This window comes from uncultured Aquimarina sp. (genome assembly GCF_947500065.1).
Taxonomy (GTDB): Bacteria; Bacteroidota; Bacteroidia; order Flavobacteriales; family Flavobacteriaceae; genus Aquimarina.
Genome location: NZ_CANMQT010000003.1, coordinates 200,037 through 216,056, shown reverse-complemented (window position 1 = coordinate 216,056; position 16,020 = coordinate 200,037). Strand labels below are relative to the sequence as shown.

At 33.2% G+C, this 16,020-nt stretch carries 15 protein-coding genes; 4 read left to right on the top strand and 11 right to left on the bottom strand.

The genetic code is table 11. The annotated features are described in order from the left end of the window. Nucleotides 1-16: 16 nt before the first annotated feature. On the bottom strand, nt 17-1,708 hold the full coding sequence (locus Q0975_RS11075; RefSeq protein ID WP_299436513.1) for a DUF5050 domain-containing protein: 1,692 nt from the start codon (nt 1,706-1,708) through the stop codon (nt 17-19). Nucleotides 1,709-1,959: 251 nt separating this feature from the next. Between Q0975_RS11075 and Q0975_RS11070 the strand changes: the two genes are divergently transcribed. Both Q0975_RS11070 and Q0975_RS11065 read left to right on the top strand, forming a co-directional pair. Further along, nucleotides 1,960-3,639, top strand: coding sequence for a histidine kinase (locus tag Q0975_RS11070; protein ID WP_299436510.1), 1,680 nt, complete (start codon nt 1,960-1,962; stop codon nt 3,637-3,639). Between the two features lie 4 nt (nt 3,640-3,643). After that, complete coding sequence (locus Q0975_RS11065; protein ID WP_299436507.1) at nt 3,644-4,342, top strand: LytTR family DNA-binding domain-containing protein; 699 nt, start codon at nt 3,644-3,646, stop codon at nt 4,340-4,342. Between the two features lie 147 nt (nt 4,343-4,489). Here the strand turns inward: Q0975_RS11065 and Q0975_RS11060 are convergent, their stop codons facing one another. The 9 genes from Q0975_RS11060 to Q0975_RS11020 all read right to left on the bottom strand — a co-directional run bounded on the left by Q0975_RS11060 (nt 4,490) and on the right by Q0975_RS11020 (nt 11,960). Further along, the gene (locus Q0975_RS11060; protein WP_299436504.1) at nt 4,490-4,786 is read right to left on the bottom strand and encodes a hypothetical protein; all 297 of its coding nucleotides are present in this window, start codon (nt 4,784-4,786) and stop codon (nt 4,490-4,492) included. A 4-nt stretch (nt 4,787-4,790) separates the two neighbouring features. Continuing rightward, nucleotides 4,791-5,765: a deoxyhypusine synthase family protein gene (locus tag Q0975_RS11055; RefSeq protein ID WP_299436501.1), complete on the bottom strand. Its 975-nt coding sequence runs from the start codon at nt 5,763-5,765 to the stop codon at nt 4,791-4,793. Then, on the bottom strand, nt 5,755-6,696 hold the full coding sequence (gene speB / locus Q0975_RS11050) for an agmatinase (RefSeq protein WP_299436498.1): 942 nt from the start codon (nt 6,694-6,696) through the stop codon (nt 5,755-5,757). Before speB ends, Q0975_RS11055 begins: the two co-directional genes overlap by 11 nt. Nucleotides 6,697-6,726: 30 nt before the next feature. Then, nucleotides 6,727-8,181 carry an arginine decarboxylase gene (locus tag Q0975_RS11045; protein WP_299436495.1) on the bottom strand — a complete coding sequence of 485 codons (1,455 nt, stop codon included), beginning with the start codon at nt 8,179-8,181 and terminating at the stop codon, nt 6,727-6,729. A gap of 582 nt (nt 8,182-8,763) precedes the next feature. Continuing rightward, a complete protein-coding gene (locus tag Q0975_RS11040; RefSeq protein ID WP_299436492.1) occupies nt 8,764-9,108 on the bottom strand; it encodes a 5-carboxymethyl-2-hydroxymuconate Delta-isomerase in 345 nt (114 codons plus the stop codon). A 3-nt stretch (nt 9,109-9,111) separates the two neighbouring features. Further along, nucleotides 9,112-9,966 (bottom strand): NAD(P)H-binding protein, encoded by an 855-nt coding sequence (locus Q0975_RS11035; RefSeq protein WP_299436489.1) that lies wholly within the window; start codon nt 9,964-9,966, stop codon nt 9,112-9,114. A 96-nt stretch (nt 9,967-10,062) separates the two neighbouring features. Next, nucleotides 10,063-10,557, bottom strand: coding sequence for a DUF1772 domain-containing protein (locus tag Q0975_RS11030; protein ID WP_299436486.1), 495 nt, complete (start codon nt 10,555-10,557; stop codon nt 10,063-10,065). 3 nt (nt 10,558-10,560) lie between these two features. After that, complete coding sequence (locus tag Q0975_RS11025) at nt 10,561-10,962, bottom strand: DUF5367 family protein (protein WP_299436483.1); 402 nt, start codon at nt 10,960-10,962, stop codon at nt 10,561-10,563. Nucleotides 10,963-11,105: 143 nt separating this feature from the next. Continuing rightward, on the bottom strand, nt 11,106-11,960 hold the full coding sequence (locus Q0975_RS11020; RefSeq protein WP_299436480.1) for an AraC family transcriptional regulator: 855 nt from the start codon (nt 11,958-11,960) through the stop codon (nt 11,106-11,108). Between the two features lie 215 nt (nt 11,961-12,175). Between Q0975_RS11020 and Q0975_RS11015 the strand changes: the two genes are divergently transcribed. After that, a complete protein-coding gene (locus Q0975_RS11015) occupies nt 12,176-13,096 on the top strand; it encodes an ABC transporter ATP-binding protein (RefSeq protein WP_299436477.1) in 921 nt (306 codons plus the stop codon). A gap of 35 nt (nt 13,097-13,131) precedes the next feature. Further along, nucleotides 13,132-14,247: an ABC transporter permease gene (locus Q0975_RS11010; RefSeq protein ID WP_299436474.1), complete on the top strand. Its 1,116-nt coding sequence runs from the start codon at nt 13,132-13,134 to the stop codon at nt 14,245-14,247. Between the two features lie 88 nt (nt 14,248-14,335). On the opposite strand, the gene Q0975_RS11005 is transcribed toward Q0975_RS11010, so the two are convergent. Beyond that, nucleotides 14,336-15,985 (bottom strand): S41 family peptidase, encoded by a 1,650-nt coding sequence (locus Q0975_RS11005; RefSeq protein WP_299436471.1) that lies wholly within the window; start codon nt 15,983-15,985, stop codon nt 14,336-14,338. Nucleotides 15,986-16,020: the final 35 nt, after the last annotated feature.

The window sequence follows — 16,020 nt, the reverse complement described above, 5'->3', positions numbered from 1 at the left end:
TTTTTTAAATGAGTTGTTATTGAGGTCTAAGGCTCTCAATAATTTGTGCGTCAACCCAATACATACCCGCATTTTCTTCGCTTATATATCGGTTAAAGAAAAGATATTTTCCGTCTGGTGTTACGTATGCTCCACCTTCCCAAGCGTTTGTGTTTATTGTATCTCCCAAATTAATGGCAGCACCCCATGAACCATCTTTCTGTCGAAAAGAAATGTATAAATCAGAATCACCATACCCACCTTCTCTCTCACTATCCCACATTAAATAGGATTCATCTGGGGCGATGAATGGGTGGGCTGTCCATTTACCTGTGTTAATTTTCTTACCGAGTAGTTTTGGTTCTTCACGCTTGCCGTCTTTGATAGCTGATATGCGGATTACATTATTATTTTTAGCATCGTCAAAAACATAGGTTCCTTTGGCGGATGCAGACAAGCGCATGATGCCCCAGTCTTCTCGGTCGAACATGGGCCCAAGACTTTTTACTTCCGACCATCCCGTTTCGGTACGTTCCATATAATGCTTGCCCAAATGCATAGTCCTACCGTCCGGAGTAATAATGGGTCTACCCACCCTAGGTCCCATCACAGACTCGCGCCACCGATTGTTCTCGGATTTAAAGACAACTAATGACCATTTTCCGTCTTTGAAGCTTCTCCTTGTAAAGTAGAATTCATTCATATCAGGTGTGAAGAAACCGTTACCGTCACGATGCTCTGTAGAAAGTCCACTGGGCGCAAAAACTTCTGGAATTAAACCTGGTGGTTTTTGCCCGAGATAAGGACCTTCGAGGACTGGTAATTTATCTTGGCTATTACTTTGATGGATTTTTAACCATGCCGGACTTGTAGCATTTGATATAATTTTTCTTATTTCATCACCATCCTTGTTCATAATATAAATACCTTTTTCTCCATCCCTAAGTGATGAAAAAATTAGTTTAGAACTATCAGGAGACCATGATGGATACCAATCATCAACATCATTATTCGTTAATCGTTTTTGATTAGAACCATCTATATTCATTACATAAATTTCATGATTTCCATCTCTGTCAGACATAAAAGCGATTTGCTTGCCATCTGGTGAAACCTCTGGATGCCAATCTTCAGATTCATTATCTGTCAAGTGAATGATGTTGTTACCATCAATATCTGCTATGCTTATTTCATTTTTTTTATCTTTGAATTCTGAGTGATAGACTATCCTACCATCTGATGTAAAATAAGGGCCACCACCATTTAATGATTCTATTTGAGCCTGTTCACTACCATCAGAATTCATAATCCAAAGTTCTTTCTGCCAATTTTTATCCGTATCCTTATATGCTCTTGAAAAAACAATTTTTCTTCCATCAGGTGACCATGCTGGTGAATTATCCCATTTGTTTTTTTCATGAGTTAATCTCTTCCTATTCGTGCCATCACTATTCATTGTATGTATAGACCACGTTTTTTTTTCATCATATTTGTGATAAAAAGCAAAATGTTTTCCATCAGGAGACCAAGCTAAGTAACCACCTTTCTCATTTGTACTTTTAATATTTGATGTACCTTCAATATTTCTTTGATAAATTTCTACATTACCTGATTCAATGGATGCATACCCAATTGTATAAGACGTTGATTTAGATTTTTCACTATTCTGGCAATAAGCATTCACAGATAGTAAAATCAAAAAAATGGATAAGATTTTCACATATTTCATATTTTCTTCCTTTTGTATGTTTAGAGTGTTTCTTCAGGTTAAGTCTTTTTTTTTGTGATTATCAGTATTCAAAATTATTTGAAATAGTCCCTTTTGTCGATGTCAATGTATTTTTCATAGTTCTTTATCATACAAAAGTTGTATTTTTCTTCCATGAATTCAATGTAAATTTTGTCAACTGCTCTATGTATAAATGAACTGCTCCAAGAAGCTATTTATAATGATTAGCTTGCATCAGTAAACCTTATCAAATGAATTTGAGACCTCTACTCTATTTTCTTTTAGTATCCACCTTACTACTTGTGACAGCTTGTTCTCAAAATCCTGTTCACAAGGAATACGAAACTGTATTTCAGATCGGAGATCAACAAGAATGGGCTGCTAAAAATTGGAATGATCAGGGTTGGAAAAAACGCATAAGATTAGTGCCGGATGGTCAGATTTACTGGTTCCGGACTCGAATTGATATTTTGAAGGCACCTGATTCATTACAACCTTATGGAATCCAACTGGATGTTTATGGAGAATATGAGGTTTTTTGGGATGGGGTATTGATTGGAAAAAATGGGAATCCAGGTCAGGAAGCGGTATTACCCCCAGAAGGTAAAATGTGGGCTACCTTTAGCATTCCTACTCATCTAACAGGAAAAGGCGAACATCTATTGGCCATACGTTCAAGTCTTTATTATTTCCCGGATCATTTAGGAATATGGGAATTAAAGATGGACTATTACGACGATCTATTAAATGATCGACTCATTGAATCTTCTTATATGCATCTCTTTGCAGGAGCCTTTCTTATCGCCTCTTTCTATTTTCTATTTCTTTTTCTAAGTAATAAAAAGGAATATGCCACATTAATTTTCAGTATTAGCTGTTTTCTCTTTTTCACATTGATATTGGCCGAGTTCATGAAAGCTTATGTGGTTATTCATTACAGTCTACACGTGGTACGTTTACAAATTATAGGCATTCTAATGCTCGGTATTTCTTTTTTGATTCCGTTCTATTTTTCCATGCAGTTTCCTTTCCCCAAACGAAAATTGTTTTTAATTATTTATGCAGGAATTCTATTGTTCTTTTTCCTATCAAGACATGTCTTCGAATTGACAGCCAATAATATGGCCTTAAGCATGTGGTTATTTTCATTTGGGATTGTGATGTTTGGGGTTTATAAAAAGATGAAGGGTGCTCGTCTCGTATTATTAACCCTCCTACTATCCGTGCCAATAGGTTTTGTCACTCCCTTTAACAAAAGCCTATTCGCAGGCTTCAGCCTTATCCTCCTTGGTATGTTTTATTTACTCTCTCTGAGAATCAAAGAGCAACGGTTGGCTTATGAAAACTCCCTCATTCAATCGACACGGCTTCGTCTGGAATTACTTAAAAAGAATATTCAACCTCATTTTCTAATGAACACCTTGACCTCATTGATAGATTGGGTGGAAGAATCACCTAAGAAAGGAGTTTTGTTTATAGAAGCGTTAGCCAAAGAATTTGATCTCTTTAATCAGATAGAAAATCAAAAACTGATCCCTATTTCGCAAGAAATAGCGCTTTGCCGAACACATCTTGAGATTATGGAGTACCGGAAAGAAATAAATTATTCTTTGGAAGAAGAAGGCATCGACCTTGATCAAAAAGTACCTCCTGCTATTCTTCACACACTCTTGGAAAACGGAATTACGCATAGTTTGCCTCTGGAAGATAATAGTATTAAATTTAAACTTATTTTCGAATCGAATAGTCATTATAAATGTTATATTTTTTTGACGTTTGCTGCTAACGTGAGGCGATCAACGAACAATAAAGAAGGTACTGGACTGAAATACATAAAGGCTCGACTTACAGAAAGTTACCATTCGAACTGGGATTTCACCTCCGAACCAACAAATCACGGTTGGAAAAATACCTTAAAAATATATTCCTAAGTAGATGAACATTTTAATCGTTGAAGATGAATCAAGAATCGCAAAAAGAATCGAACGAATGACTCGTGATATTTTTGGCGATGCCTTACAATCGCTAAAACACATTAACACGCTCCATGAGGCATTGAGGTTTATTGAAAATAGCTCATTAGATCTCGTTCTCCTGGATTTAAACCTTAACGGTGATAATGGTTTTGACCTATTAAAAACAGCAGTTTCTGAATCTTTTCACACCATAGTAATTTCCGCCTATAAAGATCAGGCAATTGCTGCTTTTGAATATGGGGTGTTGGATTTTGTACCTAAACCTTTTAACAGAGATAGGTTGGAGCAAGCCTTAAACCGGAGCATTACAAAAGAAAAAACAAAAACGAATGAGATTAAATTTTTGGCTGTAAAAAGAAGAGGCAGGATACAACTAATTCCAATTGAGGATTTACTTTATATAAAAGGAGCTGGTGTTTATACCGAACTCTTTTTGGCTGATGGAAAAAAAGAACTACATGATAAATCACTAGAAAAGCTAGAACAATTATTATCATATTCTTTTGAACGAATCCATAAATCATACTTAGTGAAGATATCAGAGATAAAGGAAATTATTGTAGAATCTGGAAGCAAGTATATGGCCGAGCTAAAAAATGGGCAACTTATACCTATAGGAAGAACTAAATACAAAGACATAAAAGCGAAGTGGTTCTAATATCTCTATTTTCTTCACGTTTTAATTGAAAAGCACCTTTATACGTTCCAAACGAAGATCTATGACTTATTGAATTTAGCTATAATCTTATAAAAAAGAACCTTTAGAGTTATTAGCGAGCTTATATGACTTAGCTGACCCGCTATATTAATCTTCTTCAGTATCTAATTGTTCTGGGAACTCAGTTTTCTTCTCATCATACTCATCATCATGATCTTCCATCGCACTAATTAGTCGTTTACTTACTTTAACTAGATATAAAGTATCCTCAGTTTTTACTTCTACACATTCTACGATTTCGTTTTGCGCGTTTCTAAACGTAATGATATCCTTATCATCATATCCATCGGGGTATTTCGTTACCAGTAAATCTAAAATATTATTAGTTAACTTTTTGAAGTCAACAATAACTTTTTTTAAATGATTGTTTTTTGATCTTTTCATATCCTTACATATTTAAGAGATAAGCAAATATTAAAGGTGCTACAATGGTAGCATCTGATTCAATAATGAATTTTGGGGTATCAATATCTAACTTTCCCCAAGTGATTTTTTCATTGGGTACTGCTCCACTATAAGATCCATAACTAGTAGTTGAGTCACTTATCTGACAAAAATAATTCCAAAATGGAGTATCCGTTCGCTCCATATCTTGATATAACATTGGTACTACACAAATAGGAAAATCTCCTGCAATACCGCCACCTATCTGGAAAAACCCGATACCATCTTTAGAATTTTCTGTATACCAATCTGCGAGAAAAGTCATATACTCAATACCAGATTTCATTGTACTGGCTTGGAGTTCACCTTTCATAACATAACTAGCAAAAATATTACCCATTGTACTATCTTCCCATCCAGGAACTACCATGGGTATATTCGCTTTTGCAGCAGCATACATCCAACTGTCTTCAATATCTATCTCATAGTATTCCTCTAGTACACCAGACAACAACATTTTATACATAAACTCATGCGGAAAATAACGCTCCTCTTTTTCTTCAGCATCTTTCCATATTTTAAAAATATGTTGTTGTAGTCTTCTAAAAGCTTCTTCTTCCGGAATACACGTATCTGTGACACGATTTAATCCTTGTTCTAATAAATCAAACTCTTGTTGTGGAGTTAGGTCACGATAGTTTGGTACACGTTTATAATGACTATGTGCTACCAAATTCATAATATCTTCTTCAAGATTTGCTCCTGTGCAAGAAATAACATGCACTTTGTCTTGACGTATCATCTCTGCAAATATTTTTCCTAATTCTGCAGTACTCATAGCACCTGCAAGAGAAACTAACATTTTAGCTCCTTTATTAATTTGAGATTCATATTCTTTGGCTGCATCAACAACTGTAGCGGCATTAAAATGCAAATAATACTTTTCTATAAATTGTGAGATTGACCCTTTAGTTTTCATCTTTATCGTACTTTAATTTGTTGATATTATTTTCTTTTTGATAGCTATACAAGTTTTCATTTTCCTCAAACTCATCCTGTTTTGCAAATTTGTAACTCAACATTTTATAGTATAATTTGGCAGCAGTAAAATCTGAAGATTTATCATTTTTATTGGGACATAATTCTACAATATCGAAACCAACCACATTTTTTTCTTTAAATATTTTCTTAAGAAACTCAAGAGTTTCATACCAAAATAACCCTCCTGGTTCTGGAGTACCCGTAGAAGGCAAAATTGAAGGGTCTAAAGCATCTAGATCAAAAGTGATATAGACATTATCTGTCATTAATTCGATAACATTATCCATCCAGTAATCATCCGTAGCCATTTCGTGAGCGAAAAAGACATTTTCATTGTTCATCACTAATCTTTCTGAAGCATCCATACTACGAATCCCAACTTGAATAAGATTGGTATTCGCATTAGCCTCATAAAGTGCACAAGCATGATTGTATTTAGAACCTTCATATTCCTTTCTTAGATCAGCATGAGCATCTATTTGTACCACTGTTAAATCATTGAAACATTCATCAAAAGCGCGTATAGCTCCTATAGAAATAGAATGCTCTCCTCCAAAAAGTGTGACAAACTTGTTACGTTTAATATTAGTTTTCACAGTATTGTGTACAGCCGTAACCATTGCATCCGGCGAACTATTTTCTTCCAATGGATCTGTGAGATAAATACCCTGCTTGTATACTTCACTATCCGTTTCAATATCGTAAAGTTCCATATTTTCCGAAGCATGTAAAAATGCTTCAGGGCCTTTATCTGCTCCTTTGCCCCAAGTACTAGTACCATCATAAGGAACAGGGATTAATACTACTTTTGACGTATCATAGCCAGCATATTCTTTTGGAATACCAGCATATGTTTTCTTAATTTCCATTGTAAAAATATTTGGATTTAATGATTTTGCTTAATTAGAATTGATAATTATTTCTTTTTGCGAATATTCTAAAACATCTTCTTTGGATGTTTTTTGATATCCAAGAATAGATAATAACTGCTCTGAGGTTTGTTGTGCAGCAAAAACTTCTGTAGTTAGATTTCCATTCTTGTCATGGTTTATCAAAATATGTTTAGGTTGTGGAATAAGACAATGTTGTAATCCTCCAAAACCACCAATAGTTTCTTGATATGCCCCTGTATTGAAAAAACCAATATATAATGGTTTTTCTTTTTTATATTTAGGTAGATATATAGCGTTCATATGTTGCTCAGAGTTATAGTAATCATCACTATCACAGGTTAACCCACCAAGTAACACGCGTTCATATTCTTCTTGCCATCTATTAATAGGAAGCATCACAAAACGCTTATTTATTGCCCAAGTGTCTGGCATTGTTGTAATGAAAGAAGAATTGATCATATTCCATTTTTCACGATCGTTTTGTTGTTTTTGATATAGTACCTCGTAAATAGCACCGCCACTTTCACCAACGGTAAAACTTCCAAATTCTGTAAAGATATTCGGAACATCTACTCGTGCTTCTTCGCATGCAATTTGGATTTGATTTACAATTTCATTAATCATATACTGATAATCATAATCGAATGCCAAAGAATTTTTTATTGGAAAACCACCTCCTATATTTAAACTATCTAAGGATGGGCATATTTTCTTGAGGTTGATATACACTTTTAAGCATTTTAAGAGCTCATTCCAATAATAGGCAGTATCACGAATACCCGTGTTAATAAAGAAGTGAAGCATTTTAAGTTTCACTTTTGGATTGTTCTTAATTTGATTGTTATAAAAAGACACAATATTTTTATACCCAATTCCTAATCTAGAAGTATAAAATTCAAACTTTGGTTCTTCTTCCGCGGCAATACGGATACCAACCTGAAAATCTTTATTAATAACATCACTTAACAGATCTAATTCTTCATAATTATCAATTATTGGAATGCAGTTACGATGTCCATTATTCATAAATCGCGCGATATTTTGTATGTATTGATCACGTTTAAAACCATTGCTAATAACATAAGTATCGTCATTGATTTTACCTTGCGCCTTTAAGTTTTCAACGATATCAATATCAAAAGCTGAAGAAGTTTCTATATGAATATCATTTTTTAAGGCTTCGTTCAATACATGTTGAAAATGCGAGCTTTTTGTACAATAACAATAGTTATAATTACCAGCATAATTATTATCCTTTATTGCATTTTCAAACCAACCTTTTGCTCGGTTAATATTTTCGGATATTTTAGGGAGATATGTGAATTTTAAAGGTGCTCCATATTGAGCAATCAACTCCATAAGGTTGATATCATGAAACTGTAATTGGTTATCTTCCAATTTAAATTCTTCCTGAGGAAAATGAAAGGTTTGATCGATAAGATCTATATATTTTGTTTTCATCTGTTTTGTTTTTGATTTGCAGATGAAATTCACCATTGGGAACACAGACTAAAAAAGGCCGAAAACCGTATGGATTATTCCATTATACGAGATTTAAAAAAATAGAAAATGATAAAATAAATGGCAACACCATTTATTTTAATTATCTCATACCCGAATAATGGAAATAGTATAGGGAACGAATTTTATTCGCTCTAAAGATTTTAGTGCAGTAGCATATTTTTCGGAAGTCAGCCTGAGAATTCGGTTCCCCATCCCTGAGGCAGCTTTTGGAGTAGACTTCTTTATGCTCCTAAGCCCGAATCTGAAAAACGTTTCCATTTATGTAGGCAATGCGTCCTTAATGGACTCATTATTGTTTATTTTCAAATTTAATAAAAAACTAATATCAAAAAATTTTTTTACTTTTTTTTTGAAAATATTTTTTTTTGTTTTTCATTTCAAAAGTGGTTATCAAAGTATAAAATTACTCATACCAACCACTTTATTGTTTTGCGAAAAAAAATGCTTCTTGGACTAATCACTATTATTATAGTTTTATTCTTCAAACTATTGATGTTATAATTAAAATTGATTTAATATTTAATCCATCAAGCGGTTTCGATACCCTGCTTTATCAAAATCTCTAATATTAATTGAAATAATTGAAACCTCTGGAAACATTAATTTCAGTTCCGAAATAATCCGTTTAGAAAGCATATTCTTTTGTATACTATTTCTTCCTTCCATTATGTTTCCAAAAATGTGAATAAAATCTTTATCAGGGCTTCCATTGTTATAGTATTTAAATGGATTTATCCTGACCTTAATATCACCTTTTGCAAATAGTCCTGTTGCTTCTGCTGAATCATATACTTTCTGCATAATCTCGTTTGGTGATTTTAAGGTTGTTATATTTTCTGAACAATCAATTACAAAATGTGGCATAGTTTATTCCGTTTTAAGTATTTCTGTTTTTACATTCCAAACTCCAGTTACCGCAGTTTCCCTAACATAGTCTAAAAAATCTTTAGGCTTCCTTCCCAATACCTTTTCTATATCGTTTGTGATTTCAGAAATAATAGGATTACCCAAAACTTCTGAGAATAAATACTCTACTAACCACACAAAATTTTCTGGAACTCCTTGATCTTTCATTGCTTTTACATAAGCTGCAAGAGAAATTGATGTAAACGTTATCTGTTTTTCAATAGCTTCAGAAATTTCTGCAACTACTTCCCTAAAGGTAAGTAATCTTGGCCCTGTAAGTTGATAAATGTTTCCATTATGTTTTTCATTTAACAATGCTTCGACGGCAACATCTGCAATATCATCTGTATCCACAAAAGGTATCTTAACGTCTGCTTGTGGTAAAGCTACAAATCCTTCTAAAATAGGCTCTAAAAAGAAGCTTTCACTAAAGTTTTGATTAAACCAACTAGCACGAACGATCGTATAATCCATTCCGGAGTGAATAACGACTTGCTCACAAAGTTCTGCTTCTCTTTCTCCTTTTCCAGATAATAACACTAGCTTTTTTACATTACTTTGTTTTGCCTTTTTCGTCAACTTTTCTATAGCTTCTAAAGCTCCAGGAACTGCTAAATCTGGTTGAAAAGTAATATACACTTTGTCCATACCTTGTAATGCTTCAGTCCAGGTTTCTGAATTATCCCAATCGAATGCTGGCATTGTAGAACGTGAACCAATTCTAACCTTATGTCCTAAATCTATTAACTTGTTGGCTACTTTACGTCCTGTTTTTCCAGTTCCGCCAATTACTAAAATGTTGTCTTGATTTTTCATCTTAATTTATTATTATTAATTTTTGTTCAATAGTATTTTGCTTTAAAAACATCATTGAACTTTTTTTTAGTGTTTTACACCTTGCTTATATTGTCTTCATTTTCTTGCCAATAGTGCCAATAATAGTAATAGAAAAGAACTAGTTGAACTTATAGTTCTAATCAAGTGCAAGCGATTCCACTTAACTTCAAAAGTATTTCTCAACGTTTTTAAGTCTTCGGCACTTGTCGAAATTAAATCCGTTTCATCCAGGATTTCATTCAGTGGCACATTTCCAAAAATGGTTACTAACACTACTCCAAAAAAGTAAATTATCGTTGCTAAAAGTAATGCCCAGACTAATGAATTTGAAGCATTCTTAAAAACATACAAATTGATTAGTCCAAGAAAGAAAGGACCAAAAAAGACACTAAAAAAAGTGAGGTTCAATATGGTTCTATTCATTTGTTGAAAAGCACTCAAATACCCATAGTTTTCTAAATTTCCGATTCCAATTGTAATCGTGTTAGACCAGGTAAAACATAAACCTGCTGATAATCCTGTTAAAAGTGTACACGCAATAATTGAGATGTTCTGAAAAGTAAAATCCATAATTTATAGTTTTACTGTTGCGTTTTTAGAATATACCCGTGCAGACCAATAAAGTGCAGCTACTACTAAAAACTCGAAAGCTATAATCCAGAAACCTAAAGAGGTAAAAAAGCTATAATGGTTTCCTCCATTCGGAATCACAAAAAATGGAACTGTAATTAATGCATCTAAGGCAACCGCTGTTAACAATAGTGTCTGACCAACTTTTAATCCGTGAGTTTTATTATCTTTTTTATAATAGAAATGACAGCCAAACCAAACTAATGGCATCACTACTACAAATAACACGATGTTTGCTTGTATATCTGGGTTTTCTAAAATGAATACTGAATAAGAAATTGAATAAAATAGTATGCCGATAATCCAAATGGCGATGCCTAATAAAATTGCGTATGTAAGTTTCATATCTAATTAATTTTAAATTATGATACAAAACTACTGTGAAGGTATATGTTTGATTTGTTGTAAAAGGATAAAGATTTGTTCGAAAAGGAGCGGACACAATTCTCTATTAAAAATGTTATATTCATTTAAAAATAGAAACGATACTACTTAATCTGACTTGGGCGATAACCAAATTTTTTTTCGAAAGCATTAGAAAAAGAACTCAAGCTGTCGTAACCAACGTGCCAAGCTGCTTCTTGAACAGTAGACTCTTGATTACTAATCATTTTATGAGCTAACGTCAGACGTTCATTTTGAAGATATTTAAATACAGGAACGCCAAAGAAGGCTTTAAATTCTTTTTTTAATTTAAAGGTATTCAGCCCTATTTGATTAGAAATTTCATTTAAAGAAGGTGGATTATCAATATTTTCCAATAAGATATCCCTAGCATGATTCAATTTTTTACGTTCAGAAGTATTTATTTTTTCAGTTTTCAAAGATGCCAATTGACCAAAAAAATGTGAAAGTAATGTTGTTATTTGGCTTCTAAAAAACATCATTTTTGTTTTTCCAGTATATTGAATATTAAAGAGCGAATCTACAATTGATTGCATTTCTGGTGTCATTATAAAGCTTGGTCCTTCAACGTAATGGTCTGATGGATTTACTAATTGGTTGAGCATTTCACTAAATAACTCGCCTTCTTCATTTGGAAGTTTTTCAATTGTTTTTGCGGTTGTTGCTATTACCAAACATTGTAATGGTTTTAATGCAGAAACTGTATGTATAAATTCTACTTTTTCGTCTGCATAAAATGAAAGTGCTAATCCTTTAGTGTGATTAAACTCTTTTTTTGTTTCGATGTACTTAACTGTTAAATCGACATTCCCGGATCCATAAAACGCTACAGCAATAATAGGCTCATCAAAAAAACAGGAGTCTATTGTTGGCTTATTTACTTGGGCTTCTTCAACCAAAATGGTGAAATCATTTATATCTATAACATCTCTAGTCATATAAAGACTATTAAATTCTCAACAAAATCGAGGTTGGTATTTTATGGTCAACTTGATTTTCTGAATACTTTAATTTCTTCTAAATTTATTAAAAATAAAGATATAGTAAATCATTCTACACACAATTCATCCTTTAAAAAATACAATTCAGTAAAATCAATTCTATAGATCGAAATGCTTAGACGACATTTGAATAATCAATTAGCAAACTATCTATGATTCAAGTACAAAACCTTTCCAAATCATTTCAAAACATACAAGCAGTAAACGATATTAGTTTTACCATTAAAAAAGGAGAAATCTTCGGACTCTTAGGTCCCAATGGAGCTGGAAAATCTACCACACTAAATATGATGAGTACTATTTTAAAAAGTGATGCAGGAACTATTCATATTGATGGTAAAAACAGTAGAGAAAATTCAAAGGAATGCAAACATTTGATTGGTGTTGTACCTCAAGAAATATCTTTATATGAAGACCTTTCTGCATATCAGAACTTGTTGTTTTGGGGAGATTTATATGGAATTCCTTCCAAAATACTGAAAGAAAGAATCCATACCACCCTAGAATTGATTGGCTTGTTAGATCGGAAAAAAGATTTGATTAAAACCTATTCTGGAGGAATGAAACGCAGAATCAATATTGCTGCGGCATTATTACATCATCCGAAAATATTATTTATGGACGAGCCAACTGTAGGAATCGATCCGCAAAGTAGAAATCACATTTTCGAAGTAATCGAAACCTTAAATAAGCAAGGAATGACCATCGTCTATACTACACATTACATGGAAGAAGTAGAACGTTTATGCGATCGTATTGCAATTATAGACTCAGGCAAAATCATCGCACAAGGAACTCAATCTCAATTGAAAGAATTGGTGCAGACCAAAGAAAGCATTCAGTTCGAATTTAATTTCCTTTCTGAAAGTAATGTAGATCAACTAAGAGAATTACTTCCTTATACAGTGGCGCAGAACGAAAACAAGTTATTGGTAGAAACTACGGTGCAAGAGCTTTCTAAAGTGATTACAACGTGTAATGAATTGCAATTAAGTATCAAAGACATACAACTTAACAAAGTAAACCTAGAAGCGATCTTTTTAAACCTGACAGGAAAACAACTAAGAGATTAATAAACCTCATATCCATCAATTATAAAATAACTAGTATGATATTTACTATTTTAAGAAAAGATCTAAGATTATATTTCTCAGATAAAAAAGGGATCCTCGTTACTTTTTTATTACCTATTATTATGATTACGCTATTTGCATTTGCTTTTGGTGGTGTTGGAAAAAAGAAAAGCCCCCCAAAACCTTTAAAGGTTTTGGTTGTGGATAAAGATGCGACAACAGCTTCTCAAGAATTAATTGCAAAATTAAATTCAATAAAAACCATTCAGTTGATTACTTCTGAAGAAGAGAAAGCCGTAGACCTTGTCAGAAAAGGGAAGAATATAGCCGCTTTAATTTTTGAAAAAGGATTTTCTGATGCTGTCGCTGCTGATACAGATTTGCCTATAGAATTAAAATACGACGCAGCAAGAGATTTTCAGATGCGAATTATACATTCAGTTCTAAAAGAAGGGTTCAAATATCACTTAGGAAAAGTAGATGTGATTAACAATATAAAACTAAAAACCACTTCATTAATCAAAGAGAGCTCTACCAAAGCACATCCCGGTTTGGTACAAGCTGTAGGAGGAACTGCAATCATGATGTTGTTGTTTAGTATTGCTGCAATTGGCGGTGGATTGTTAGATGAAAAAGAAGCAGGTACTTTAAAACGTCTATTAATTGCTCCTGTAAAACCATTGTACATTTTATTGGCAAAAATGGGAACAGCCATGGTGGTTTCTATTTTACAATTGAGCGCTATGTTTGTCTTTGCTTGGTTAGCATTCGGATTACCAATTTTTATGGATGTATTCTCATTGATATTATTGATTTTATGCATCTCGTTTGCAGTTTCTAGTTTTGGCGTTTTCTTAGTGTCTACCGTAAAAACACGTCAGCAATTACAAGGAATGAGTACTATTATTATTATTCTGATGTCTGCAATTGGAGGTAGTATGATTCCGATTAATATGATGCCAGCATTCATGCAAAAAATTGCGATTATTAGCGTTAATTATTGGGGAATTGAAGGCTTCTTTGATATTTTTTGGAGACAATTACCTTTGATTGCCATGCTTCCTAAAATGGGAATTCTATTAGCCATTGGTTTGGGAATGACTTTGGTTTCTACTGTATTGTTTAAGAAGAATATTATTGCGATAGAGTAACTTATTCATATATAAAATATAACAAGTGTACAGATTATAATTTCTGTACACTTGTTATATTTAGAGGTCTTCTTAATGTTGTTTTTCATCAATTAATCTCGTTAAGTATTTCTTTAGCAACTTTACCTATTGCTCCATCGGTATCTAAAGAAATAGCCTTTTTGAGTACTTCTTTTGCTTTTTGAGTGTCTCCTGCTGCGATATACGATTCTCCTAGATATTTATTAGCGTTTGCTGAATTTGGAAATAACTCTAAAATCATAGAAAATACTTGAATGGAAGCCTGAATTTGTGGTACACGACCACTTTGTAATAAAATGTTTCCTAGTGCAATTAGCCCTGTCTCAAAATCATAAAAAGCATACAGTGGGTCTTGAATCATTTTAGGAAGTTCTTCAGCCAACTTTTGTGTTTGCCCAGATAAATACAAGCTTACGACATAATCCATTGGCTTAGGCTTAAAATCAGGTACATCAAACGTTAATGCTGCTTGTAATACAGGATCCTGATTGTTTGCATACTCATCAAAACTCATAGTAACCGGAATACTAGGGGCTATCCAATCTGCATTTTCTAAAGCCGGCTTATCTTGCCACCATAAATACGACAAAGAGATATCAATAGTACTGTTTGGTAGTGTTACAGGACGGTTATCACCCCAAAAATTGATATTTTCTGCTGTGGGCTCACCCACAAAAATAACATTGGTATAATTGTCTATTTCATTAACGAGGTTTTGGCAAGCAGAAAAGGTTCGTTTTCCAATAATAACAAATAGCTTTCCAATTTTATTTACCTTTTCAGCTTTAATAAGAGCTTTTATAACATCTTTATTTAAATAGTTATTTCCACCTCCATTTAAACGCAAATCAATAATTAGTTTCTCGGTATCGTTCGTTTCTATTTCATTTAAAACACGGGTGTAAAAATCCTTGGTACTTTCTTCGGCTTCATCTCTAATTCTACTATGTCTAACATACATCGCCTTGTCTTTGGCTAAGTATTCAGAGAAGTACACCTTATCTAGCTGCTGTAAATATAAAGGTGTTGTTGATTGATCTCTGGCATCTAACCAATTTTCATTTTGATGAACATAGCCTCGATGTGTAGGCACACGTTCTCCTTTAGCCAATGCAGTAAAAGATTGTGTAAATACTTTTCCATCTTTCTCTAACGTAAGTGCCACCTTATTTTGAAGGGTTTTTGTGATTTTTTGAGCATGTAATACTTCAGGATATCGTATATTATTAATTCCGTATGCTTTAAAATATTGTGAATTCTCTACTTCTACAGTCGGTTCAATTGCTTTTAGAACCTCTGAAATTGGTTTCCCTTCTATCGCTATGACCTTTGCCCCAACTGCTTCTGGGTAGTTCTTGTGCGCTCCCTGAATATAAATTCCATCACTATACTGATATAAATTGAAAGGTAATTGTGAAAATTCAAAAGGCTTTTGATGAAAACTAACATAGGTATGCCCGTATTTGAATAAAGATATGAGTCGAGACATCCCAACAATAATTTCATGTTCTTGTAAATTGGGAATGTCTTTGTATAATGTTTCCGCTTCGGTATCAAAAATTTCTTTTGTTGTTTTTACAAAAAGAAACGAATAATCTTTATGTATGGTTTTTTGAATAAAACGAAGATCTTCTTGCCATTGAGCTGTGGTTAAAGTTTCTTGAGACCATAGTTGAGAAAATAGAAATAGGTTGAGTATGATTAGTATTTTTTTCATGATGCGGTTTTTTGACCTGAATTTATTTCAGAAGT

Bases quoted from the DNA above. Each gene is read 5' to 3' on its own strand.
- Q0975_RS11075 (WP_299436513.1), bottom strand. From the start codon at position 1,708: ATGAAATATGTGAAAATCTTATCCATTTTTTTGATTTTACTATCTGTG.
- Q0975_RS11070 (WP_299436510.1), top strand. From the start codon at position 1,960: ATGAATTTGAGACCTCTACTCTATTTTCTTTTAGTATCCACCTTACTA.
- Q0975_RS11065 (WP_299436507.1), top strand. From the start codon at position 3,644: ATGAACATTTTAATCGTTGAAGATGAATCAAGAATCGCAAAAAGAATC.
- Q0975_RS11060 (WP_299436504.1), bottom strand. From the start codon at position 4,786: ATGAAAAGATCAAAAAACAATCATTTAAAAAAAGTTATTGTTGACTTC.
- Q0975_RS11055 (WP_299436501.1), bottom strand. From the start codon at position 5,765: ATGAAAACTAAAGGGTCAATCTCACAATTTATAGAAAAGTATTATTTG.
- speB (WP_299436498.1), bottom strand. From the start codon at position 6,696: ATGGAAATTAAGAAAACATATGCTGGTATTCCAAAAGAATATGCTGGC.
- Q0975_RS11045 (WP_299436495.1), bottom strand. From the start codon at position 8,181: ATGAAAACAAAATATATAGATCTTATCGATCAAACCTTTCATTTTCCT.
- Q0975_RS11040 (WP_299436492.1), bottom strand. From the start codon at position 9,108: ATGCCACATTTTGTAATTGATTGTTCAGAAAATATAACAACCTTAAAA.
- Q0975_RS11035 (WP_299436489.1), bottom strand. From the start codon at position 9,966: ATGAAAAATCAAGACAACATTTTAGTAATTGGCGGAACTGGAAAAACA.
- Q0975_RS11030 (WP_299436486.1), bottom strand. From the start codon at position 10,557: ATGGATTTTACTTTTCAGAACATCTCAATTATTGCGTGTACACTTTTA.
- Q0975_RS11025 (WP_299436483.1), bottom strand. From the start codon at position 10,962: ATGAAACTTACATACGCAATTTTATTAGGCATCGCCATTTGGATTATC.
- Q0975_RS11020 (WP_299436480.1), bottom strand. From the start codon at position 11,960: ATGACTAGAGATGTTATAGATATAAATGATTTCACCATTTTGGTTGAA.
- Q0975_RS11015 (WP_299436477.1), top strand. From the start codon at position 12,176: ATGATTCAAGTACAAAACCTTTCCAAATCATTTCAAAACATACAAGCA.
- Q0975_RS11010 (WP_299436474.1), top strand. From the start codon at position 13,132: ATGATATTTACTATTTTAAGAAAAGATCTAAGATTATATTTCTCAGAT.
- Q0975_RS11005 (WP_299436471.1), bottom strand. From the start codon at position 15,985: ATGAAAAAAATACTAATCATACTCAACCTATTTCTATTTTCTCAACTA.